Source organism: Solwaraspora sp. WMMD1047, assembly GCF_029626155.1.
Taxonomy (GTDB): Bacteria; Actinomycetota; Actinomycetes; order Mycobacteriales; family Micromonosporaceae; genus WMMD1047.
Genome location: NZ_JARUBL010000001.1, coordinates 6,479,389 through 6,501,285, shown reverse-complemented (window position 1 = coordinate 6,501,285; position 21,897 = coordinate 6,479,389). Strand labels below are relative to the sequence as shown.

16 protein-coding genes are annotated in these 21,897 nt (G+C 72.5%); 5 read left to right on the top strand and 11 right to left on the bottom strand.

Features of this window, described 5'->3' with window-relative positions; all coding sequences use genetic code 11:
- Positions 1 to 27: 27 nt before the first annotated feature.
- The 3 genes from O7627_RS29740 to O7627_RS29730 form a co-directional block, all read right to left on the bottom strand.
- Entirely contained in the window at positions 28 to 2,367 is a 2,340-nt protein-coding gene (locus tag O7627_RS29740; protein WP_278096765.1) for a beta-L-arabinofuranosidase domain-containing protein, read from the bottom strand.
- A 250-nt stretch (positions 2,368 to 2,617) separates the two neighbouring features.
- On the bottom strand, positions 2,618 to 5,194 hold the full coding sequence (locus O7627_RS29735; protein WP_278096764.1) for an FtsX family ABC transporter permease: 2,577 nt from the start codon (positions 5,192 to 5,194) through the stop codon (positions 2,618 to 2,620).
- On the bottom strand, positions 5,191 to 5,955 hold the full coding sequence (locus O7627_RS29730) for an ABC transporter ATP-binding protein (protein ID WP_278096763.1): 765 nt from the start codon (positions 5,953 to 5,955) through the stop codon (positions 5,191 to 5,193). Before O7627_RS29730 ends, O7627_RS29735 begins: the two co-directional genes overlap by 4 nt.
- Positions 5,956 to 6,109: 154 nt before the next feature.
- Between O7627_RS29730 and O7627_RS29725 the strand changes: the two genes are divergently transcribed.
- On the top strand, positions 6,110 to 7,327 hold the full coding sequence (locus O7627_RS29725) for a histidine kinase (RefSeq protein ID WP_278096762.1): 1,218 nt from the start codon (positions 6,110 to 6,112) through the stop codon (positions 7,325 to 7,327).
- Positions 7,324 to 7,965 carry a response regulator transcription factor gene (locus tag O7627_RS29720; protein ID WP_278096761.1) on the top strand — a complete coding sequence of 214 codons (642 nt, stop codon included), beginning with the start codon at positions 7,324 to 7,326 and terminating at the stop codon, positions 7,963 to 7,965. The genes O7627_RS29725 and O7627_RS29720 overlap by 4 nt, the downstream gene beginning before the upstream one ends.
- Positions 7,966 to 7,998: 33 nt before the next feature.
- Here O7627_RS29720 and O7627_RS29715 read toward each other — a convergent pair whose 3' ends face one another.
- The 6 genes from O7627_RS29715 to O7627_RS29690 all read right to left on the bottom strand — a co-directional run bounded on the left by O7627_RS29715 (position 7,999) and on the right by O7627_RS29690 (position 15,341).
- Positions 7,999 to 9,666, bottom strand: coding sequence for a serine/threonine-protein kinase (locus O7627_RS29715; protein ID WP_278096760.1), 1,668 nt, complete (start codon positions 9,664 to 9,666; stop codon positions 7,999 to 8,001).
- Between the two features lie 125 nt (positions 9,667 to 9,791).
- Positions 9,792 to 10,022: a hypothetical protein gene (locus O7627_RS29710; protein WP_278096759.1), complete on the bottom strand. Its 231-nt coding sequence runs from the start codon at positions 10,020 to 10,022 to the stop codon at positions 9,792 to 9,794.
- Positions 10,023 to 10,240: 218 nt separating this feature from the next.
- Positions 10,241 to 12,379 (bottom strand): iron ABC transporter permease, encoded by a 2,139-nt coding sequence (locus tag O7627_RS29705; RefSeq protein ID WP_278096758.1) that lies wholly within the window; start codon positions 12,377 to 12,379, stop codon positions 10,241 to 10,243.
- On the bottom strand, positions 12,376 to 13,407 hold the full coding sequence (locus O7627_RS29700) for an iron-siderophore ABC transporter substrate-binding protein (RefSeq protein ID WP_278096757.1): 1,032 nt from the start codon (positions 13,405 to 13,407) through the stop codon (positions 12,376 to 12,378). Before O7627_RS29700 ends, O7627_RS29705 begins: the two co-directional genes overlap by 4 nt.
- Positions 13,408 to 13,449: 42 nt before the next feature.
- On the bottom strand, positions 13,450 to 14,268 hold the full coding sequence (locus O7627_RS29695) for an ABC transporter ATP-binding protein (RefSeq protein ID WP_278096756.1): 819 nt from the start codon (positions 14,266 to 14,268) through the stop codon (positions 13,450 to 13,452).
- A 176-nt stretch (positions 14,269 to 14,444) separates the two neighbouring features.
- Complete coding sequence (locus O7627_RS29690; protein ID WP_278096755.1) at positions 14,445 to 15,341, bottom strand: hypothetical protein; 897 nt, start codon at positions 15,339 to 15,341, stop codon at positions 14,445 to 14,447.
- 164 nt (positions 15,342 to 15,505) lie between these two features.
- On the opposite strand from O7627_RS29690, the gene O7627_RS29685 reads away from it, so the two are divergent.
- Positions 15,506 to 17,362 carry a M48 family metallopeptidase gene (locus O7627_RS29685; protein ID WP_278096754.1) on the top strand — a complete coding sequence of 619 codons (1,857 nt, stop codon included), beginning with the start codon at positions 15,506 to 15,508 and terminating at the stop codon, positions 17,360 to 17,362.
- A gap of 110 nt (positions 17,363 to 17,472) precedes the next feature.
- On the opposite strand, the gene O7627_RS29680 is transcribed toward O7627_RS29685, so the two are convergent.
- Entirely contained in the window at positions 17,473 to 18,999 is a 1,527-nt protein-coding gene (locus O7627_RS29680) for a PQQ-binding-like beta-propeller repeat protein (RefSeq protein WP_278096753.1), read from the bottom strand.
- A 120-nt stretch (positions 19,000 to 19,119) separates the two neighbouring features.
- On the opposite strand from O7627_RS29680, the gene O7627_RS29675 reads away from it, so the two are divergent.
- Both O7627_RS29675 and O7627_RS29670 read left to right on the top strand, forming a co-directional pair.
- Positions 19,120 to 20,976 carry an Hsp70 family protein gene (locus O7627_RS29675; protein WP_278096752.1) on the top strand — a complete coding sequence of 619 codons (1,857 nt, stop codon included), beginning with the start codon at positions 19,120 to 19,122 and terminating at the stop codon, positions 20,974 to 20,976.
- A gap of 17 nt (positions 20,977 to 20,993) precedes the next feature.
- Positions 20,994 to 21,167, top strand: coding sequence for a hypothetical protein (locus tag O7627_RS29670; RefSeq protein WP_278096751.1), 174 nt, complete (start codon positions 20,994 to 20,996; stop codon positions 21,165 to 21,167).
- A gap of 60 nt (positions 21,168 to 21,227) precedes the next feature.
- Here O7627_RS29670 and O7627_RS29665 read toward each other — a convergent pair whose 3' ends face one another.
- Positions 21,228 to 21,881, bottom strand: coding sequence for an HNH endonuclease family protein (locus O7627_RS29665; protein WP_278096750.1), 654 nt, complete (start codon positions 21,879 to 21,881; stop codon positions 21,228 to 21,230).
- Positions 21,882 to 21,897: the final 16 nt, after the last annotated feature.

Genomic DNA, 21,897 nt, shown 5'->3' with positions numbered 1-21,897 from the left:
CGTCGGCAGCCACCCCCGGACATCAACTCAGGCCACCTGGACCAGCCGCCAGCGGTTGTCGGCGCTGCCGTTGTCCGAGTCCTGGACGACCTGCGTACCCCAGGCGGTGTTGCCGTTGAGCACGCCGAGGAGCTTGCCGCTGTGGACGTTGCGGATCCGGTAGGTGCCGTCGCCGTTGTTGACCAGAATCCAGCGGTGGTCGGCGGTGCCGTTGTCCGCCCACTGCAGGACACGGGCGTTGTCGGCGCCGGACATGTTCTCCACGCCGAGCACCTTGCCGCTGTTGACGTTGCGGAACCGCACCGCGTCGCCGTCGGTGATCATGACCCAGCGGTGGTCGGCGGTCCCGGTGTCGCCCCACATCACGGCCAGCCCGCCGTCCGCGGTGGACATGTTCTGCACCCCGAGCACCAGGCCGGAGGCCGCGTTGGTCAGCTTGTAGGTGCCGCCGCCGGGGTTGCTGCCCGAGCCGGTGTTCCAGTAGACGACATAGTTGAAGCCCTGGGCGTCGTGGAACGGCCCGAGGTTGACCGTCGACCCGTTGGCGGACGCGGTGAACGCCAGCGAGCTGGTGCTGGTCCGGGTGATCGACGAGACGTTCAGCGACGGGGCAGAGCTGACCGTGGAGTTGCCGTAGTTGCCGCAGAGCACCGCCGGACCGTAGGTGACCGCCTGGAGGTTGGCGTTGTCGTTGGCCGCCTGCATGGTGACCCGCATCGGCAGCCGGACGGTGATGGTGTCGCCGGCGGCCCAGGTCCGGGTGACGGTGGCGTAGCTGCCGGGCGTGGTCGCCACGTCCTGCGCCTGGCCGTTGACGCTTATCGTCGCGCCGGTGGTCCAGCCGGGGATCCGGACCCGGATGCTCCACGAACCGCTCATCGTGCCGGCCAGCGTCAGCGTGCTGGTGTCGCTCACCGGATAGTTGGTGCTCTGGGTGACCGTGATGCCCCGCTGCGACCAGGTCAACACCGACGGCACGAACAGGTTCACCGTCAGCGTGGTGTCGTTGTAGAAGTAGATGGAGTCCATCAGCTTCGTGTTCGTCTCGATCCCGGTGCCCTGGCAGCACCAGAACGAGTTGTAGTCGGTGCTCCAGGTGCCGCCGCCCCAGGCCGGCCCCACGCCCCGGCGTCCGCCGGGCCGCAGCGGCGTGAAGTAGGTGATGTGCCCGTGGTTGTCGGCCGGGTTCTGCGCGCCGACCAGGTGGTTGAGCAGCGCCCGCTCGTAGTAGTCGAAGTAGGCCACCCGGTTCGGGTCGAGCAGCCACAGTTCCCGGGTCAGCTTGAGCATGTTGTAGGTGTTGCAGTGCTCGCAGGTGTCGTTGCTCAGGTAGCCCGCGATCGCGTTCGGCGGCCGGAAGTGCTCGGCCTGGCTGTTGCCGCCGATCGCGTAGGTGTGCGCGTTGACGGTCATGTTCCAGGCGTTGCCGGCGATGTCGCGGTAGCGGGTGGTGCCGGTGGCCTTGTACTCCCGGGCGGCGCCGACCCACTTGGGCACCTGGGTGTTGGCGTGCAGCCCGTTGAGCTGGTCCTGGTTGGCCGCGAGCGGGTTGAACACGGCGGCGTGGTCGAAGCGCTGGGCGGTGGTCAGCCAGCGGGCGTCACCGGTCTGCTGGTAGATGTCGGTGAGGACGGCGTTCATGCCACCGAACTCGGTGCCCAGCATCGCCTGCATCTGGTTGTAGGTCAGCCGCGCCGTCCGGGTGTCCACCCAGCCGGCGAGCGCGAGCAGGACGGTGCGGGCCTGGGTGTTGCCGAGGTAGCGCCAGGCGTCCAGCAGCCCCATGAGCGTCTTGTCGATGCAGTAGTAGGGGACGTTGCCGTTGTTGAGGGTGCGCTGTTCGACGGCGGTGAAGTCGGACTCCGGGAAGCCGGAGAGGTAGCCCGCGCTGAATCCGGCGGCACCGTTGTTCGCCTGGCACTTGGCCAGCTCGGCGACCATGTAGTTGGCCTTGTCCCGGCACGTCGTGTCACCGAGCACCGCGTACATCTGGGACCAGGCGGTCAGGAAGTGTCCCTGCATGTGGGTGCGGAACGGGAACGAGGGGGCGTCCCAGCCGCCGTTGTTCGCGGCGCCGTTGGTCGACAGCCGGTGGTTGGCCCGGAAGTTGCGGAGCAGCCGGTCCACGTCGACGAAGCGCAGGTAGTTCAGGGTGCGGTTCTGGTTGTCCATGAGCCGGCCGGCGGTGAGCCGGACCTGACCCAACGGGAACGGGTACGCCGAGACGCCGATGTCCGCGCGGGCCGGCGGGACCACGGCAGCCGCCGCCGGGCGTGCCCCCAGCAGCCCCGCGCCGGTCATCGAGACGAGTGCCCCGCCGGCGGCGGTCTGCAGCAGCCGGCGCCGGTTGATAGGCAGGTCGGACATTGATTCCTCCAGGATGTCTGGCAGGAGCGGCCGGTGGTCGGTGCCGGCTCCAGTCGTGACGAGGTCTGGTGCGGGTCGCACCGTCGATGTGAGCGATCACATATCGACGGGCTGCTATTCCAAGCCTCGACTGTTATCGATAACATAGCCGTTCGTCAAGATGTAACAGTGAGGTTTCCGTCTGACGTGTGACGTCTACCGGCTTCCCGCAGCGGTGGTGCGGCGCCCCGAGGGGCGCCGCACCACCCGGTCAGTTCTCCACCGCCAACGCGGCCACCGGGCTGACCCGGGCGGCGCGCCGGGCCGGCAGCAGGCCGGCCAGCGCGGTCGCCACCGCCAGCGCCAGCACCACCAGGGCGAGCTGCCCGGCGGGGAACCGGACCGGCGTGTCCGCGCCGAGCGCCCCGACCGCCAGCCACGCGTACGGCAGGGCGAGCAGCAGGCCCAGCGCGGCCCCGATGAGGCCGTAGAGCCCGGCCTCCACGGTCAGCATCATCCGCAGCCGGGGCCGGGACATGCCGATGGCCCGCAACAGGCCGGACTCCCGCACCCGTTCCACCACCGACAGGGCCGTGGTGGTGGCCACCCCGACCACCGCCACCAGCACCGTCAGTCCGAGCAGGCAGAGCAGCACCACCAGCACCGTGTTCAGCGAGCTGACCGTGTCGTCCCGCAGGTCCGCCAGGACCACGACCTCCAGGCCGGGGCCGCCGATGGCCCGCACCGCCCGCACCGCGGCCGACCGGGCCTGCTCACCGTCGTCCGCGACGTCGGCCAGTAGGCCGGTCGGTGCCGGCGCGACGCCGAGCCGGTCCAGGTCCGCCGGGTCGAGCAGCAGGCCGGCGCCGATCGGAGTGTTGTCCAGTACGCCGGTCAGCCGCAGGTCGATCGACAGCTCACCGCTGGTCACCGTGACCGTATCGCCCGGGCGCAGGCCGGCCTCCTCGGCGAGGAACCGCAGCAGCACCACCCGACCCGGGCCGGGATCGACGGTGCCGGCGCTGGCGGTGAAGTCCTCCCAGGTCGCGAGCTTGCGCAGGTCCAGGTCCGTTCCCGGCAGCCCGCCGACGTCCAGGCCGGCCACCTTGACCGCGTCACTGCTGCGGTACGTCACCACCCGGGCCACCTCGCCGGTGGCCCGGACCCGGTCGGCGAACCCCGCCGGCAGCGCCCCGTTGCGGCTGTCGGCGGTCAGCACCTGCAGGTCAGCCGGTGCCTGCCCGGCCAGCTCCCGGCTGGTCAGTTCCCGCAGCGAGGCGCCGCCGACCAGCGCGCCCGCGACCAGCGTGACGCCGAGCGCGACCACCACGCTGACGGCAGCCGCCCGGCGCGGGGCACCGCCCACCCCGCCGACCGCCAGCCGGCCGAGTGGACCGAGTCGCCGCAGCGGCCAGCCCACCGCGGCCAGCACCGGCCGCACCAGCAGCGGGCCGAGCGCCACCAGCGCGGCGTACGCCAGCGCTCCGGACGCCACGATCGTCAGCAGCGTGTTGGAGGCGTTGTAGTTCTGCGCATCCGGTCCGGGCAGCATCAGGTACGCCAGCAGCCCGACGCCCAGTGCCGCGACGGCGAGCAGGAACCCCGCCACCGCGCGGACCAGGTTGATGCCGCGCTGGCCGGCCGAGACACTGGCGGTGCGCAGCGCCTCCAGTGGCGCCACCCGGGCGGCGGTCACCGCCGGCGCGAGCACCGCCAGGACGGTGACCATCCCCGTGCCGAGCACCACGCCCACCGCCCAGCCGGTCGGATAGTCGGGAGTGGCGACATCGGGACCGAGGCTCCGCAGCACCGGCGGCAGCAGGAGACCGAGCGCGGAGGCGGCCAGTACCCCGATGGTGCCGGCGACCAGCCCGGTGATCGCCCCCTCGGCGACCAGGGCCCGGAGCAGCCCACCCCGGCCGGCGCCGACGGCCCGCAGCAGGGCGAGCTGCCGCATCCGCTGCGCGAACACGATCCGGAAGGTGGAGGTGGCGACCATGGCGGCGGCCACCACGGCGATCGCCACGAACATCCCGATCAGGGCGAACAGGTCCTTGACGCGGTCGCTGACCTGGAGGACCTCCGCGTACCGGATCTCCGCGCCGGAGCTGACCGCCACCGGTCCAGCGTCGGCCGGTACGGTGCCCTCCGCCGCCCGCGCCAGCGCCGCCATCGCGGAGTCCACGTCCACGCCGGGCGCCAGCCGCACGTCGATGCGCGGCAACCACTCCTCCCCGGTGAGCCGCAACGCCAACTCGTCGGTGGTGTACGCCGAGTCGCCGAAGTCCTCGGCCGCGTCGACCACGCCGACCACCGACAGCGGGATCGGCGTCGCCGGCACCGGTCGCGCGTCGGGGTCGTCGGCGTTGTCGAACCTGACCGGCTCGATCGACACCTGGTCACCCACCGAGAGACCGAGCCGGTCGGCGGTACGTTCGGTGACCGCCACCTCGTTCACGGCGTCCGGGTAGGCGCCGCGTATCAGGCTCACCTTTGCCAGCGGCCCGGTGCCGGGGTCGGAGACCACCGTGAGGTCGATGCCGCCCTGGCTGCCGGAGGTGAAGCCGGTGCTGATCCGGGCGACCGCCTCGGCCACCTCCGGCAGCTCCCGGACGGCGGCCAGGGTGCGGGTGGTCGCGCCGGTGCCCTCCCCGAGTACGACGTCCACCGCCGCCGGGGTACCGCTGAAGGCGTTCAGCGCGGTCTGCTCGGTGCTGTTGCTCGCCAGTGCGGTGCCGAACGTGACGAACGCCGCGATGATCATCGCGACCGACATCAGCAGCACCCGCGCGGGACGGCGGGCGGCGTCGACCAGCTGCGAGTGCAGCACACCCGTGCGCCGGCTCATCGGGCCGCCGCCAGATCCTGCAGCGCCCCGGTGATGGTGGCCCGGTCGGGCCGGTCGAGGTCGCCGGCGATCCGGCCGTCGGCGAGCAGCACCACCCGGTCCGCGTACCCGGCGGCCACCGGGTCGTGGGTCACCATCACCACCGTCTGCCCCAACGTCTGGACACAGGTACGCAGAAAGTCGAGCATCTCGGCCCCCGACCGGGAATCGAGGTTGCCGGTCGGCTCGTCGGCGAAGACCACCTCCGGCTGGGAGATCAACGCCCGGGCCAGCGCGATCCGCTGCTGCTGCCCGCCGGAGAGCTCGCTCGGCCGGTGCGCCAGCCGATTGCGGACATCGAGCACGTCCACCACCTGGTCGAACAGCGACCGGTCGACGTCCCGGCCGGCCAGGTCGAGCGGCAGCCGGATGTTCTGCTCGGCGGTGAGCTGGGGGAGCAGGTTGAACGACTGGAAGACGAACCCGATCCGCTCCCGCCTGACCTTGGTGAGCACCGCGTCGGACTGGCGGGTCAGGTCGGTCCCGCCGAGCAGCACCCGGCCGCTGGTGGCGGTGTCCAGCCCGGCCAGGCAGTGCATCAGGGTCGACTTCCCGGACCCGGACGGGCCCATGATCGCGGTGAACCCGGCCCGGCGCAGGCCGACCGTGACGCCGTCCAGGGCGCGGACCGAGGTGTCCCCCTTGCCGTACACCTTGACCAGGTCGACGGCCGCGACGGCCGCCATCGGCGTCGGCGGGTCGGACAGGACGGACTGTTGCATGATCGGCACCTTCCGATAGGCACTTTCGGGAACGGAAGAAGCGTCGGCGACCGGGCACCTGCCACACATCGGTCCGGCGGCAGGTTCACCCCGGGCCGGGTCTGACTTTCGGCTGATTCGGCCTGCTCATCGGGTTGGCTACCGTTGGCAGGCGATGACGGAGACCCTGAATGCCTGGTGGAGGCGAGCGGGCAAGGCCCTCGCCCTGGTCGGCATGGCGTTGCTCGGCCTGATCGACGTCGGGTTCGGCAGCATCTTCGCCGCCCCCGGCGACTTCCGGCTGCCGGTGGTCCTCCTGCAGGTCGCCCTGGCCGTGGCCACCGCGGCGGTCTGGCTCCCGGCCCGCCGGTTGGGGCCGGGACGGCTGCCGGTGGCTGCCTTCGTGGTGGCGGTCTGGTCGTTGGCGACGACCGCCGGGCACATCGCCAGCGCGGTCGGTCTGATCGGCGAGCGTTCCGGCCTGCGCGGACCCTTCTGGGGGCTGGCCGAGTCGTGCGGCCTGCTCGGCATCGTCTTCGTGCTGGCCCGGCTGGCGCGGCCGGGGCCGGCGCTGCTCACCATCGCCGTCACCGGCCTGGCCGTGGCCGCCCTGCCGCTGCGGGTCGACCTCGGCAACGGTCACCGGGTGATCGGGATGCTCTACGCGCTGCTCGCGGCGGGGGCGGCCGCCGCCGGCATGTACTTCCGGCTGATCGCCACCGGCCGGGAGCGGCAGCTCGCCGCGATCCGCGCCGAACAGCGCGCCGAGTTCGCCCGCGACCTGCACGACTTCATCGCCCACCACGTCACCGGGATCGTGGTGCAGGCGCAGGGCGCCCGCTACATCGCCGAACAGGACCCGCAGCGGGCGTTGGCCGTCCTCGAACAGATCGAACAGGCCGGGGCGGAGACCATGACGGTGATGCGCCGGATGGTCGGCGTACTGCGCGGGCACGAGGCTGAGCCGGACGCGCCGCTGGCGCCGCTGGCCCTGCTGACCGACGTGCCGGAGCTGGTCCGCGGCTTCTCCGACGCCGGTCCGGTGACGGCCCGGCTGCACACCGAGGGGCGCATCGACGACCTGCCGGCCGACGTGACCTCCTCGGCGTACCGGGTGGTGATGGAGGCGCTGACGAACGTCCGGCAGCACGCCACCGGGGCGCGGCAGGTGGAGGTGTGGATCAGTCGTACCGCCGACTGGTTGTTGGTGCGGGTGACGGACGACGGCCGGCCGCAGCGCGGGGGCCAGCGGCCGGGTCGACCGGGCTTCGGCCTGGCCGGGCTCACCGAGCGGGTCGGCGCGCTGGCGGGCCGGCTGCGGGCCGGGCCGGGCATCGACGGCGGCTGGGTGGTGGACATGGCCCTGCCCCTGACCGGGAAGGACGCCCGATGATCCGGGTGATGATCGCCGACGACCAGGCGATGGTGCGGACCGGATTCGGCATGATCATCGGCGCCCAGCCCGACATGGAGCTGGTCGGCGAGGCGGGCGACGGGGTGGAGGCGGTGGAGCTGGCCCGCCGGCTCCGCCCGGATGTCGCCCTGCTCGACATCCGGATGCCCCGGCTGGACGGCCTGGCGGCGCTACGGCTGATGGCCGGTCCCGGTGTCACCAACCCGGTCCGGGTGGTGGTGGTCACCACCTTCGACCTGGACGAGTACGTGCACGCCGCGCTCCGCAACGGCGCCTGCGGCTTCCTGCTGAAGGACTCCGGCCCGGCGTTGCTGGTGGAGGCGGTCCGGGCCGCCGTCAGCGGCGACGCCCTGATCAGCCCGTCGATCACCGTACGGCTGCTGGCACACCTCAACCCGCCGACGCCCACCGGGCCGCCGGAGACCGGGCTGTCCCCCCGGGAACTGGAGGTGGTGAAGCTGGTGGCCCGCGGCGCGACGAACGCCGAGATCGCCGCCGGGCTCTACATCTCCGTCGGCACGGTCAAGTCCCACCTCGGCAGCGTGCAGACGAAGCTGGGCGCCCGCAACCGGGTGGAGATCGCCGCCTGGGCCTGGGAACGCCACCTGGTCAGCTGACGATCGAGGGTGGACCCCGACCGTCGGTGCGGCTCAGAGTGGGCCGCGGTCGACCAGGCTGAAGGTGGTGTCGATCGGGGCGTCGCCAAGGAACTCGACGTAGATTTTCGACCGGCTCCGGCTCCACTGCACAAAACCGTACGTGTCGTTGTAGATCTGGTAGGTCGGGCGGCCCTTGTCGTCCGTGCCGTCCACCGGCGAGATCTCGAACAGCGTTGCGGCGGTCGGATAGCACTCGGCGGCCACCAGCGCGGCCGACTCCTCCGGGAGCACCTTGACCCCGAGACACGGCCGGTGGTCCACCTCCGGGTTGAGCGACTTGATCATGTAGTCCACGCCGATCGGGACGAGCGCGAAGAGCGCGTCCGGGCCGGTGCCATCGGAAACGTGCGTCACCCCGTCGAACGGCATGGAGAGATCTCGGTCGATCTCGGCGATGTGCAGGAGGGCGCGTCGCTGTCCGGTCAGGATGGCCCGGGTGGTGTCGGCGGCGCCGGACGGTGCGGCACCGGAGGTCGCGGCACCGGAGGATGGCGCACCGGTGGGCGCGGCGGTCCCGGTCGCTGGGCTGCCGGACGCGCTCCCGGTCGGGACAGCCGGGGCGCCGCTGTCGGGCTCGGCCAGCAGTTGCCGGCCGAACAGCGCGCCAGGGACCAGGACCGCGAGTACGGCGGTGGCAACCCCGAGCCCGATCAGCCAGCGACGGCGACCACGGGCCGGCGCTCCATTCCCGCCCCCGGCCGCCACCGCGCCGGCCGCCACCGCGCCGTCCGCCGCCCCGGCTGGCGGGCCGTCCGCCGTCCCGGCCGGCTGAGCCGGCTGATCCGAAGCGGCACGCAGCGTCGGCAGGGCCTGGGCCGGCGCGGCCGCGCCGGCCGGCTGCCCGGCGGCGGTGAGCAGCTCATCGAGCAGTTCCCGGGCGGTGGGGCGGTCGCCCGGCTCCTTCGCCAGCGCCCGCTCGACCAGACCGCGCAGTGGTCCGGTGAGCCCGGTCAGGTCCGGCGGCTGGGTGAGAATCCGCATCGCGGTGGCGGGCGGCGAGTCCGCCGCGAACGGGGTGCGCCCGGTCGCCGCGTAGCCGACCACCGCGCCCCAGGCGAAGATGTCCGCGGCCGGACCGACGGTGTGGGAGCTCTCGGCGTCGAACCGCTCGGGCGCCATGTACGAGACCGTGCCCACCACCTGGTCGGTACGGGTGTGCTGGCTGGTGGCCTCGAACGCCCGCGCGATCCCGAAGTCGATCACCTTGACCCCGCCGAGCGCGAACAGCACGTTGCCCGGCTTGAGGTCCCGGTGGATCACCCCGGCCCCGTGGATCGCGGTGAGCGCGGTGGCGATCCCGACGGCCATGCTGTGCAGCCCGGCCGGGCTCAGTGGTCCCTGCCGGCGGACCACCTCGGCCAGGCTCGGCCCGTCGACGTATTCGACGACCAGGAACGGCGGGTCGTGGTCGGGCTCGGCGTCCAGCACCTCGGCCGTGCAGAACGGCGGCACCTGCCGAGCCCGGTTGACCTCGCTGCGGAACCGGCCGCGGAACTCGTCGTCATGGGAGAGGTCCGGCCGGACCACCTTTATCGCGACCTGCCTGCCCTGCGGATCGCGAGCCAGGAAGACGTTGCCCATGCCGCCCTCACCGAGGCGGCCGACCAACTCGTAGCGGCCGAGCCGGGGCGGGTCGCCGGGGCGCAGCGGCGCGGTCACGTCGGGTTCGCCCGGGCCGCGCGGAACCCACCGTCCGTACTCCCCATCACCGTTCCCCCAGGCCCGCTCGGATGCCGACCCGCACCTTACCGCCCGTGGGGTGGGCGGTCGTCGGCGCTGGCAGGTCAGACCCGCGTGACCGGCGACTCGGCGGTCCCGCCGAAGTTGCTCCGTACGACGATCTGGGTCGGCGCGCTGGTCCGCCAGCCGCGCTGGTCGGAACACCGGCCGCCGCCGTTGTTGCTGAGCTGGAACAGGAACGAGCCGCTGGGCAGGTGGACGCTCAGGATCACGTTCGGGTCGCTGCCGGTCGCCTCGATGGTGAGATCCGGGACCGGTGGCCGGAATTGATCCACAGTGGCGGGAGCGCTGCTCCTGGCCGGCCGGTTGCCCCCGGCCGGCCAGGACGCTGCGAGCGGATCGCCCGCCCCGGCCGGCGTTCCCACGCCGCCGACCTGGTTGGCATCCGCCCGGCTCGCGGTGCCGAAGACATCGTGACGCCCGTAGATGTCAGGCTTATTAGGGCCGTCGGTCGCGGTGATGAAGTCCGCCGCACCGCCGCCGGCGAGGAGGGTCAGGCGCGGGAGCGGGCGAGGAGGTAGACGAAGTAGGGGGCGCCGATCAGGGCGACCGCCAGGCCGGCCGGGATCTGCGCCGGGGCGACCACGGTCCGGCCGAACGCGTCGGCCAGTCCGACCAGGACGGCGCCGAGCAGGACGGCGACCGGCAGCGTCCGGGCGTGCCGGCCGCCGACCAGCGCGCGGGCCGCGTGCGGGGCGACCAGGCCGACGAAGCCGATCACGCCGACCGCGGCGACGCTCACCGCCGCGAGTACGGCGGCGACCGTCAGCACCAGCAGCCGGACCCGTTCCAGGCCCACCCCGACCAGCCGGGGAGTGTCCTCGTCGAGGGCGAGCAGGTCGAGTTCCCGCCGCACCACGAGCGCGACCGGGAACGCCGCCAGCAGCAGCACCGCCACCGGCAGCACCTGCTCCCAGGTGCGGCCGTAGGTGGTGCCGGAGAGCCAGGTGAAGATCCTGGGGGTGTCCCACGGGTTCGACCGGATCAGCAGGAACGTCGTCATGGCCAGTGAGCCGTACCAGACGCCGATGCCGACCAGCACCAGCCGGTCGGCGTCCAGCCCGCGCCGCCAGGCCAGGCCGTAGACCAGGGCGAAGGCGACAAGCGCACCGGCGGTGGCCGCCACCAGCAGACTGGCGTTGCCGCCGCCCCCGCCGCCCGTCACCACGATCACCGCGCCGAGGCCGGCGCCGCCGGTGATGCCGAGGATGCCCGGTTCGGCGAGCGGGTTGCGGCAGGTGGCCTGGACCAGCGCCCCGGACAGCGCCAGCGCCGCCCCCGCCGCCAGCGCGGCCGCCACCCGGGGCGCGCGTTCGTCGAGCGCGAACCGGATCATCGGGGAGCCGTCCCCGGAGAGCCAGAGCATGATGTCGCCGGTGAGCAGCCAGGTGTTGCCGGCGAGCAGGCCGAGCAGCAGGGTGCCGGCGGCGGCCGCCGCGCTCACCACGAGCACCACCTGGAACCGCAGCCGGCTGCGGACCCCCATCCCGGTGCCCGGCGGTCGCCGGGTCGGACCGGAGTCGCGGCTCTGCCGGGCCAGCGCGATGAGCACCACCACGCCGAACAGGGTCGTGGCCACCCCGGTCGGGATCATGATCGCCTCGTCGGCGCCGAGCAGCGCCCGGATCACCGCATCGGCCAGCACCACCACCAGCGCGCCGACCAGCCCGGCGGCCGGGATCAGGATCACGTGCCGGCGCAGCGCCGGCACCACCCGGGACAGCAGCCGGGCGATCACCGGGGCGCAGAGGCCGACGAAGCCGATCGGCCCGGCCAGCGTCACCGCGGCGGCGGTGAGCAGCACCGCGAGCACCACCCCGACCGCCCGGGTGGCCCGGATCGGCACCCCGAGTACGCCGGCCGTGTCGTCGCCGAGGCCGAGCAGGTCGAGCCGGCGGGAGATCAGCAGGCCGCCCAGGGTGGCCAGCAGCACCACCGGGGCGGCCTGCTGGAACGCCGAGAGGCCGAGCTGGCTGAGCGAGCCGCTGCCCCACGCGTACAGGCCGGTGGTTTCCTGTTCGAAGATGATGAGCAGCGCCGACGTGCCGGCCTGCAACGCCATCGCCACCGCCGAACCGGCCAGCACCAGCCGGGTGGTGGAGGTGCCGGCGCCGCCGGCCAGGCCCAGCACCAGCCCGGCGGCCAGCAGCCCACCGACGAACGCGACCGCACCCGAGGCCCAGATCGGGATGCCCAGCCCGAAGACCGCGACAAGCGTGACCGCCAGGTACGCCCCGCCGGTCACCGCCAGGGTGTCCGGGGAGGCCAGCGCGTTGCGGGCCAGCGACTGGAACAGCGCCCCGGCCACCCCGAGGGCGAACCCGACGGCGATCCCGGCGGCCAGCCGGGGGAGCCGGGAACCGATGAGCACGTCCCGGGTCGCCTGGTTGGCCGCCGAGTCCGCACCGAGAGCGAGGTCGAGCAGGTCGGCCAGCCCCATCCCGGAGGTGCCCTGGGTGAGATGCCAGCCGGAGGTGAGCAGGAGCAGGATGGCCAGCCCCAGCAGGGCGCCGGTCGCGCCGAGCAGGCCGGCCGCGCCGGTGGTGCCCGGCACCGGGGGCGGCGGACCGCCCCCGGTGGCCGGGTTGTCGGGTTCTGCTGTCACCAGCGGCGACGACCGGCGCTCGGTCACTTGGTCAGAAGATCGACGTACGCGTCGAGCACCTGCTGCGAGGAGCGCGGCCCGCCGAAGGTCCAGATACCCGGCGGGAAGGCGTGCACCCGGCCCTCGCTGACCGCCGGCAGCGACTTCCACGCCTGGTTCTTGTCCAGCTCGGTCAGCACATCGCCGGCCGGGTCGACGGTGCCGGTGTGGAAGAAGGTGGCGCTGCCGACCGCCCGTACCCCTTCGATGTCGGTCTGGCCCAGGCCGTAGACGGGGTCGACCTCGCCGGTCCAGGCGTTTGTCAGGCCCAGCTCCTCGCCCAGCTCGCCGACGAGCGAACCCTGACCGAACGGCCGCAGCGCGACGTTGCCGCCCTGGATCCAGCCGTCGAAGTAGATGAACTCCTTGACCGGGATGTCGGCCCCGCTGACGGTCTCCTTCGCCTCGGCCAGGCTGGCCTTGAAGTCGTCGACGACAAGCGCCGCGCGCTCCTCCCGGCCGGTGGCCTTGGCGATGAGCGTGAAGGTGTCCAGCATGTTCTGCACCGGGTCGGCGGCGTCGGCGCCCTTGGTGGCGAGCACCGGTACGTCGTACTCGGAAAGCTGCTTGAGGACCGCGTCGTCGGCGGCGGCCGCCTCGATGATGACCAGGTCGGGGTTGGCGGCGAAGAGGGCGTCGAGGTTCGGCTCGCCGCGGGTGCCGACGTCGGCGACGCCGGACGGCAGGGCCTCCGCGGTGTTCCAGGTGGTGTAGCCCTTGGCGTCGGAGACGGCGACCGGGGTCAGGCAGAGGGTGAGGGCGTCCTCGATCTGCTGCCATTCGAGGACGGCGACCCGCTTGGCGGGTTCGGGCAGCTCGACGGTGCGGCCGAGGGCGTCGTTGACGGTGACCGGGCCGGTGGCGGTCGCGGTGGTGTCGTCGGCGCAGTCCACCGAGGCGTTGGCGGCCGGCGCCTCCGCCGAACCGGTGTCGGGTTCCGTGGTACCGCACGCGCCCAGCAGCAGCGGCACCAGCGCCGCCGAGGTCAGGGCAGCCGCGATCGATCGTCTGTTCATGGGGTTCCTCACTCGGTTGTGACCGGTTGTGACGTCAGCGGCTCAGGCTGGTTGGCGCAGGCGCCTGGCCTGTGGTTCCACCCGGACCTGGCCGGTCTCCGGGTCGGTGGTGGCGTGGATCGGCAGTCCGTAGACCTCCGACAGGTGCTCCGCGGTGAGCACGTCGGTGGGGGTGCCGGTCGCGTGCACCCGGCCGAGGTGCAGCAGGACGACCTGGTCGGCCACGGTCGCGGCGTGGTTGAGGTCGTGCAACACGACCCCGAGCGCGGTGCCGTGGTCGTCGGCCAGGTCGCGGATCAGATCGAGGGTCTCGACCTGGTAGCGCAGGTCGAGGTGATTCGTCGGTTCGTCCAGCAGCAGGACACCGGTGTCCTGGGCCAGGCAGGTGGCCAGCCAGACCCGCTGCAGTTCGCCGCCGGAGAGCTGGTCGACCGAGCGCTGGGCCATCGCGGTGACGCCGGTCAGCGTCATGGCGTGTTCGATGGCGGTCCGGTCGGCGTCGCACAGCGGGGCGAACCGGCGGCGGTGCGGGTGCCGCCCGAAGGCCACCACGTCGCGTACGGCGAGCCCGGACGGGTGCGGCCGAGACTGGGACAGCAGGGTGACCCGGCGGGCGAACTCGCGGGCCGACAACGGTGCGACATCCCTGGCGTCGCCGTCGCCCTGGTCGAGGCTGACCCGTCCGGACTCGACCTTGTGCAGCCGGGCCAGCGAACGCAGCACAGTGGACTTACCGCTGCCGTTCGGGCCGATCAGGGCGGTCACGGCCCCGGGCCGCAGTCGGACGGAGACGCCATGCACAACGGTGGCACGCTGGTAGCCGAGCACCAGGTCGTCCCCGTGCAGCGCAGTAGCGATCATGTTAGGGAAGGCTACCCTAAAGCGCTGGCCTGGCAATACCCAGGTGCCAGCCTGTGACCTCGCCCGCTCCCTCGGCCATCTCCCGCTGCCAGGGCGCCGAACGGCAACGAGGTGAACACCTGTTACCCTACGACCGCGTTTTAGGGTAACTGGCGTTCACCTCGTGGGGTCTGCGCCTACCGGTGGGACTGGTCGCGGAAGCGGACGAACGAGTTCTCCTTGTTCGCCATGTACTGCCATGGCCACTCGGTCATCAGGTCGCCGATGACGTCGAACTGCTCCCGGGCCGCCGACCAGTCCCCGTTCAGCGAGAACGCCATGGCGAACGAGTTGTGCACCGTGGGCCAGTGCGCCCGTCGTACGAAGTCGGGGTGTCGCACCGAGCGGTCGGCGGCGGCGTTCAGGTCCGCGCGGACCTCGGCTGTCGTGAGGTAGCCCTCGTCCTCGCCCTCGGGCAGGTCGAGCCAGTGTTCGAGGTGGGCGGCCGGGGTCAACTGACCCAGCAGCGAGCCGGCGGGCATCGCCGCCAGGGTTTCGGCGGCGAACCCGTGCATCAGCTCGTGCGAGCCACCCCACTTCCGGCAGAGCTGTTGCAGCATCTGTTCGTGTGCCTCGACGTGCCACGGGTGGCGACGGCGCACCTTGTCGAAGCGGCGGCGGGTCTCGTCGATGCCGAGCTGTCGCGCCCGGCCGAGGACAACCAGGAAGGCCCAGGCGGTGGCCGAGTCGGAATCACGGTCGGTCACGTCGTCCAGGCAGTCCTCGGCGACCTTGAGCCGCTTGAAGAAGATCTTGTACGCCGCCTCGCCGACCGTGTTCGCCCGCCCGCTGCCGCGCGCCTCCCACGCCCAGGAGATCGCGTGCGCACCCTTGACCAGCAGCGGCAGGGTCGAGCGAGGCTCGGCGGCCACCCAGTCGTCGACCCATTCCTGCACCCCCGTGGTGAATGCCGCCTCGCGTACCCGGAAGTAGTGGTCGTCGGGATGCTCGGCGGCCGACACCAGCTCGGCGATGGTCCGCCAGTCGCCGGCCTTCGCCGCCGCCCGCAGGCGTGCCACCACCGGATCACCCATGCTGGGGTCGATCGTCAGTGGCTTCTTGTCTGATCTGCGCCTGCAAGGCCACATCGGACCTGATCCCTTCCCACGTCAACGGTGGCACGACTATAGGGGTCTGGTGTACGGTCCCGTACTCGCCGGGGCGCTCCTGCTCTGGCGGCGGCGTACGGGGAGAAACCATGCCGGTCGCGCTTCGCGCTCTCATCTCGGTGGCCATGCTCGCCGGGTTCTACGTGCTCGCCGTCGTCCAGTTCGCCGCCGGGATCGCGCTGGCGGTCTGGGTCGCCTCGGTCGCGACCGGCTTCCTCGCCGCGAAGATCGGCATCGCGGTCTTCGGTGCCACCGTCTGGGCGGTCGGATACGGCACCTGGAAGGCGATCCGCACCAAGCCCGCCGAGCCGCACGGACTGCCGCTGGACCGGGCCACCGCGCCGCACCTGTGGGCGACCGTCGACGAGCTGGCGGCGGTGGTCGGCACCCGGGCGCCGGACGAGATCTACCTGGTGCCCGACGTGAACGCCGCGGTCATGGAGCGCACCCGGCTGATGGGTCTGGTCGGCGGTCGGCGCTACCTCTACATCGGAATGCCGCTGCTGCAGGCGTTCACCGTCGCGCAGTTGCGCTCGGTGCTGGCGCACGAGCTGGGCCACTACTCGGGCCGGCACACCCGGCTCGGCGCGGTGTCGTACCGGGGCCGGATCGCGTTGCGGCGCACCATCGGCCACATCGGCTCGGGCAACATCGCCGGCTGGGTGTTCAAGGGCTACGGCCGGCTCTACATCATGGTGGAGAACTCGGTCAGCCGCCGCCAGGAGCTGGAGGCCGACCTGGCGTCGGTGCGGGTCGCCGGCCGCAACGCCGCCGGCAGCGCGCTACGCGAGGTGCAGGTGTTGGCCGCCGCGTTCAACTTCTACATGAACAGGTACGTCGGCCCCGGCCTGGAGGCGGGCTATATGCCGGACGACCTGTTCGCCGGCTTCGGCGAGATGCTGCACGCCCGCGCCGACGAGATCGCCGAGATCCGGGCCAGCGAGCCCGACGACGAGCCGTCGGTCTGGGACACCCACCCGCCGCTGGGCGTGCGGCTCGCCGGCATCACGGCGGCGCCGGAGTCGCCGGTGGCGGTCGACGAGCGGCCCGCCGCCATCCTCATCCCCTACCCGGATCAGGCCGGGCGCGCCCTGCAGGCGCGGGTGCTCGACACCGCGAAGCTGACCTCCCTGCCGTGGGACCAGTTCACCACCGCCGCCGCCAGCACCGAACTGCAGGAGAACATGGACGGACTGCTGCGGGTCCTCGCCCGCGCGGTCAACCAGCCGGTGCCGCACGTCGGGGTGGTGCTCGACCTGATCGAGGCGGGCCGCCTCGACGAGATGGCCGCGCCGGTCTTCCCGGACGCGACCCGCCGCGAGGCCCGTACCCTGTTCGCCAAGCCGGTCGCCGCGCTGCTCAGCCTCGCGGCGGTCCGCTCCGGGGTGGCCCGCTGGCAGCACTCCTGGACCGGCCCGGTCACGCTCGTCGACCAGGACGGCGCACCCCTGGAGTTGAAGGACGTCGCGGAGCTGGCGGTCGACCCGGCGTCGCTGCCGGAGGCCCGGCAGCGGCTCGCCCAACGCGGCATCGACGTGGCCAGCGCGCAGCACGTCCAGCAGCGGGCCACCGCGGACAAGGCCGAGTTCTACGGCGGCATCGTGAACATGGTGGTGGACAAGGAGCGGACCGACGTGCTGGTCCTCAGCCACGGCCTGCTGCTGGTCCCGGGCGTTCCCCGGCTGAAGATGCGGACCGCCAAGCGCCGGCTGGCCAACTGGATCTCCGACGGCAACCCCCGGGAGCTGGCCGCCGACGCCGCAAACCGCTTCATCCCGTACGAGGAGATCGTCGCCGCCCCGCTGACCCGCAAGTTCCCGCTCAAGTACGAGCTCCAACTGCACGACGGCCAACGCATGGAGATCCGCTGGGGCACCGAGACCGAGGAACTCGGCAACAGCTCCCAGATCCTCGGCCAGGCGCTCGCCTCCGCCACCGACACCTGACCGCGCAACCCCACGAGGTGAACACCAGTTACCCTACGTCGCAGTTTTAGGGTAACTGGTGTTCACCTCGTGAGGCAGCCTGCGACCAGGTCGGTTGGGCGCTGCTGCGGTCAGGTCGGGCCGATCGCGTGGAAGGCGCCGGCCCGGGTGCCGACGTAGAGGACGCCGCCCCAGACCGCCGGGGTGGACTCGACGCAGCCGCCGAGCTTGAGCCGCCACAGCCGGCGGGGCGCGGCGGTGGTGTCGGCGACGTCGTAGGCGTTCAGGAAGCCGGCGCAGTCGCCGATCAGCAGCACGTCGTCGACGACCACCGGGGACTGCCAGGTCGGGCCGGGCAACCGGAACCGCCAGCGTACGGCGCCGGTGGTCCGGTCGATGCCGAGCACCTCGCCGCCGTTGGTGTCGAAGATGGCCAGGTCGCGGTGCAACGCCGGGGTGCCCCAGACGCCGGCCGGGTTCGACCCCCGGTCGTCGACCTTCCAGACCAGCGGGTCGTCCGGCCGGGCCGGGTCGAGCTTGACCATCTGGCCGACCGTCTTGGAGCGGGCGGTGCCGCGTTCGTACTCGGCGCCGACGTAGAGCGCGCCGGCCTCGTCCACCACCACGGTGGCGTCGGTGTCGTCGCCCATCCAGTACCGGAACACCCGCTTCGGCTGGCGGCCGTCCTTCAGGCCGCCGATGTCCCAGCCCTGGACCAGGCCGCCGGAGTTCGCGAAGTAGACGGTGTCGCCGTACACCGCCACCGAACTTTCGATGGAGACCATCCGGTCGCCGATGTCGCGCAGCAGTTGGGCGTCCCAGCCGGGCGCGTGGAACACCAGCTTCGGGGCCACCGTTACCCGCCCCTTGGCGTCGTAGCCCCGGTTGAGCCTGACGATGTGGAACTGGCTGTTCTCGCCGCCGAGGAAGAGGTGATCGTCGAGGATCAGGCCGGCGCCGTCCCAGTCGTCGTTCCACAGGGTGGGGGAGACCGCGTCGGCGGAGAGCCGCCACAACTCGGTGGACTTGCCCCGGTCGATCGCCAGGATCCGGTAGTGGTTGTCCCGGGAGCCGGAGTAGACGAGCGGGAAGCCGTCCGGGTCGACGGTCACCGAGCCCTTGATGATGTCGCCGGTGGGGAAGTCCGGCAGGATCCGCTCGCCGGTCGCCGCGTCCAGGAAATGGATCTTCCGGTCGTACGCCCCGAAGACCACCCAGGTCCGGCCGTCCCGCTCGAAGACCGCCGGCTGCCCGGTCCAGCCCGAGCCGCACCACTGCCGGGTGCCCTTGTCGTCGGTCGACTCCGAGCAGAGCCCGCCGCTGCGCGGGAAGCGCCACCGCTCGCCGGGCGTGGTGCGCGGCACCGGCCCGGTGCCGTAGTAGGTGCGGGTCGGGTTGCCGCGGAAGGTCAGCAGCCCGGCGACGGTGTCGCCGTACGGGCGACCGACGCCGGCCGGGTCGGACCAGCCGGCGAAGGGCGTCGGCGCCGCCGGCGTGCTCGCGTCGCTGCCGCCGCCGGTCGCCGAGGGGGAGACCCGGGCCGACCCGGGCGTGGTCTGCCGGTCGCTGCCGCACGCCGCGGCGGCGACAAGCAGACCGAGTACGGCGACGAGCGCGGCGCCGCGGCGGCCGGCTCGCCCGCGCCTGCGGCGGGCCATCGGCACAGTCTGCCCAGCGACGGACGCGAGCGGTAGTCATCTTTCCGGTCGGGGTCGGGCACCCGGGACGCCGGCCCGGTGGATGGACCGGCACTTGCGGCACCTCGTACCGTCGATGGCGTGACAACCGGTGTGGTGGTGCGGCTGGGCGTCGACTTCGGTACGTCGAACACGGTCGCGGTGGTCGCGGTCGACGGGCGGGAGCCCCGGCCGCTGCTCTTCGACGGGTCGCCGTTGCTGCCGTCCGCGGTCTGCGCCGAAGTGGACGGTCGGCTGCTGGTCGGCCGGGACGCCCGGCACACCGGGCTGACCTACCCCGGGGCGTTCGAGCCCTACCCGAAACGGTGCATCGACGACGAGACAGTGCTGCTGGGCGAGGTGGAACTGCCCGCCGAGCGGCTGATCGCGGCGGTGCTGCGCCGGGTGGCCGAGGAGGCCGAGCGGGCCGCCGGCACGCCGGTGACCGAGACGGTGCTGACCTGCCCGGCGGCCTGGGGCGCCCAGCGGCGCGGCGTACTGCTCGGTGCCGCCCGGGACGCGCTGCCCGGCACCGTCCGGCTGGCGGCCGAGCCGGTCGCGGCGGCGGCCCGGCTGATCGAGGCGGCCGGCGACCGGTTCGCCCCCGGGGCGCACGCCCTGGTCTACGACTTCGGCGCCGGCACCTTCGACGCCTCGGTGGTACGCCGCACCGCCGGGGGAATCGAGGTGCTGGCCACGAAAGGGCTGACCGATTCGGGCGGCCTGGACGTCGACGCGGCGATCGTCGCCTACGCCGGCACCGCCCTGGCGGATCGGGACCCGGCGCTGTGGGCGCGGTTGATCACGCCGGAGACGCTCGCCGACCGGCGGGCCAGCCGGCAACTGTGGGAGAACGTCCGCACCGGCAAGGAAATGCTGGCCCGCAGCTCCACCACCGTCATCCACATGCCGCTGCTCGACGCCGACGTGCCACTCGGGCGGGAGGAGCTCGACCGGCTGGCCGGGCCGGTGCTGGACCGGACCGTCGAGGCGTCCCGGGCCGCGCTGCGTACCGCCGGGATCGAGCCCGCCGAGCTGACCGCCATCATGCTGGCCGGTGGCTCGTCCCGGATGCCGGCGGTGTCGACGGCGCTGCACCGGGCCTTCGGCAGCGTCCCGGTTGCCGTGGACCAGCCTGAGCTGGTGGTGGCCGAGGGCAGCCTGCGGGTGGACGCGGCGTCCGGGGCACCGGTCACCGCGGAACCGGCAACCGGTGAGTCCTGGCCGACCGCCCAGCTCCCAACCGACGAATCCGCACCGATTTCCGGACCGGCGCCGATGCCCGGGGCGGCGCCGACGGACGGGCCGGCATCGGCGCCGGTCGGGTCGGTCCGGTCCCGTCGACGCCTGCTGGTGTTGGCGGCAGCGGCGGCGGTGGCGGTGGCCGTCGCGGTGCCGGCCGTGCTGGTGGCCATGTCCGGGTCCGATCCGTCGGATGAGGTGGCAGACGGCGGTGAACGGGTGGCGGCCGGGGTGTCGCAGACAGCCACCCCGGAGCCGACGGCCAGTCCGACGCCGAGCGTGCGGGCCGGGTTGGACCCCTGCCTGATCGGCACCTGGCGCCGGGTCTCCAGCGAGCGGACGCTGACCATCGACGGCAAGCCGGTCCAGTTCACCGGCAAGGTCGACGTCGTCGAGACCTACCGGGCGGACGGCACGCTACGGATCACCTTCGGCGCGGAACCACCCGGAGTGGCCTGGGTCAACGGCGTCAAGTGGGCCGAACACACCGAGGGCAGCGGGACGGTGAGTTGGCGGGTCACAAACGACGGCCACATCCTGTTCAGCAACCCGAAGGTGAAGGGCAACTGGAAGCTGACCCGCAACGGGAAATACAACAACGGCGGAAAGCTCACACTCAGCGTCAAGCCGGTGCAGTACGTCTGCAGCGAGGACACCTATGTCGCGGTCAGCGACTTCTACTCGATCCAGGCCAAGCGGGTCGTCGAATCTCCTTGACGGGGCGCGGATGGCGGTTGACCCGCAACGGCCGCGCCAACAACAGCGGCTCTTTCAACATCAACCTGACCCCGGCCGACTACGTCTGCTCGGAGGACACCCTGGTCGAGGTGGGAGAAACGTACTCCAACGAGTCGAGACGGGTGCCGCCGCCATCCCCGACTCCGGCGCCGCCGAGCCCGGAGCCGTGACGCGGATGGCAGGTACCCCGCCTGGCCGGCGGGTGGGGCGCCGGCCAGGGGTGAGCGGGGTCAGAAGGCGTGCGTCACCGTGAGGGTGACGTTCGAGCAGGAGTTGGCGCGGCTGGTCAGGGTGCTCTTCTCGGCGCTGTCGACGGTGAGCCGCCAGCGGGTCTTCACCGCCACCCACTCCTGGATGTAGCGGCAGACGTTGAGGCTGGGCAGCCACGCGGCCGGGTCCCGGTCGCCCTTGGCCTGGTTGACGTTGTCGGTGACCGCGACCAGCGACCGGGCGTCGCCGAGGTCGTTGGCGAACTGCTGCCGGCGGGAGGTGGTCCAGCTGCGGGCCCCGGAGTCCCACGCCTCGGCCAGCGCCACCATGTGGTCGATGTCCAGGTCGGCCGGGACGGTCCAGTAGGCGCCGTCGTAGTAGGAGTACCAGCGTCCGCCGCTCAGTGAGCAACCCGAACCGACGCTGGGCCGGGTCACCGCCTCGGCGATCAGCACCTCGTAGCGGGTGTTGCAGCCGTCCGAGTCGGCGTCGATCCAGTGCGGGAAGAGGTCCCGGTTGTAGCCGGTGCGGACCTCGGTGGCGACGGGGAGGTTGGCCACCATCGTGCGCAGCGGCTGCGAGATCGTCGCGGCCTGCGCGGGTGCCGCCACCGTGACGGTGGCGAGGGTGACGCTGGCCAGCAGGGTGGCTGCCCAGCGGAGGGTACGGGTCATGACGGCTCCATCCACA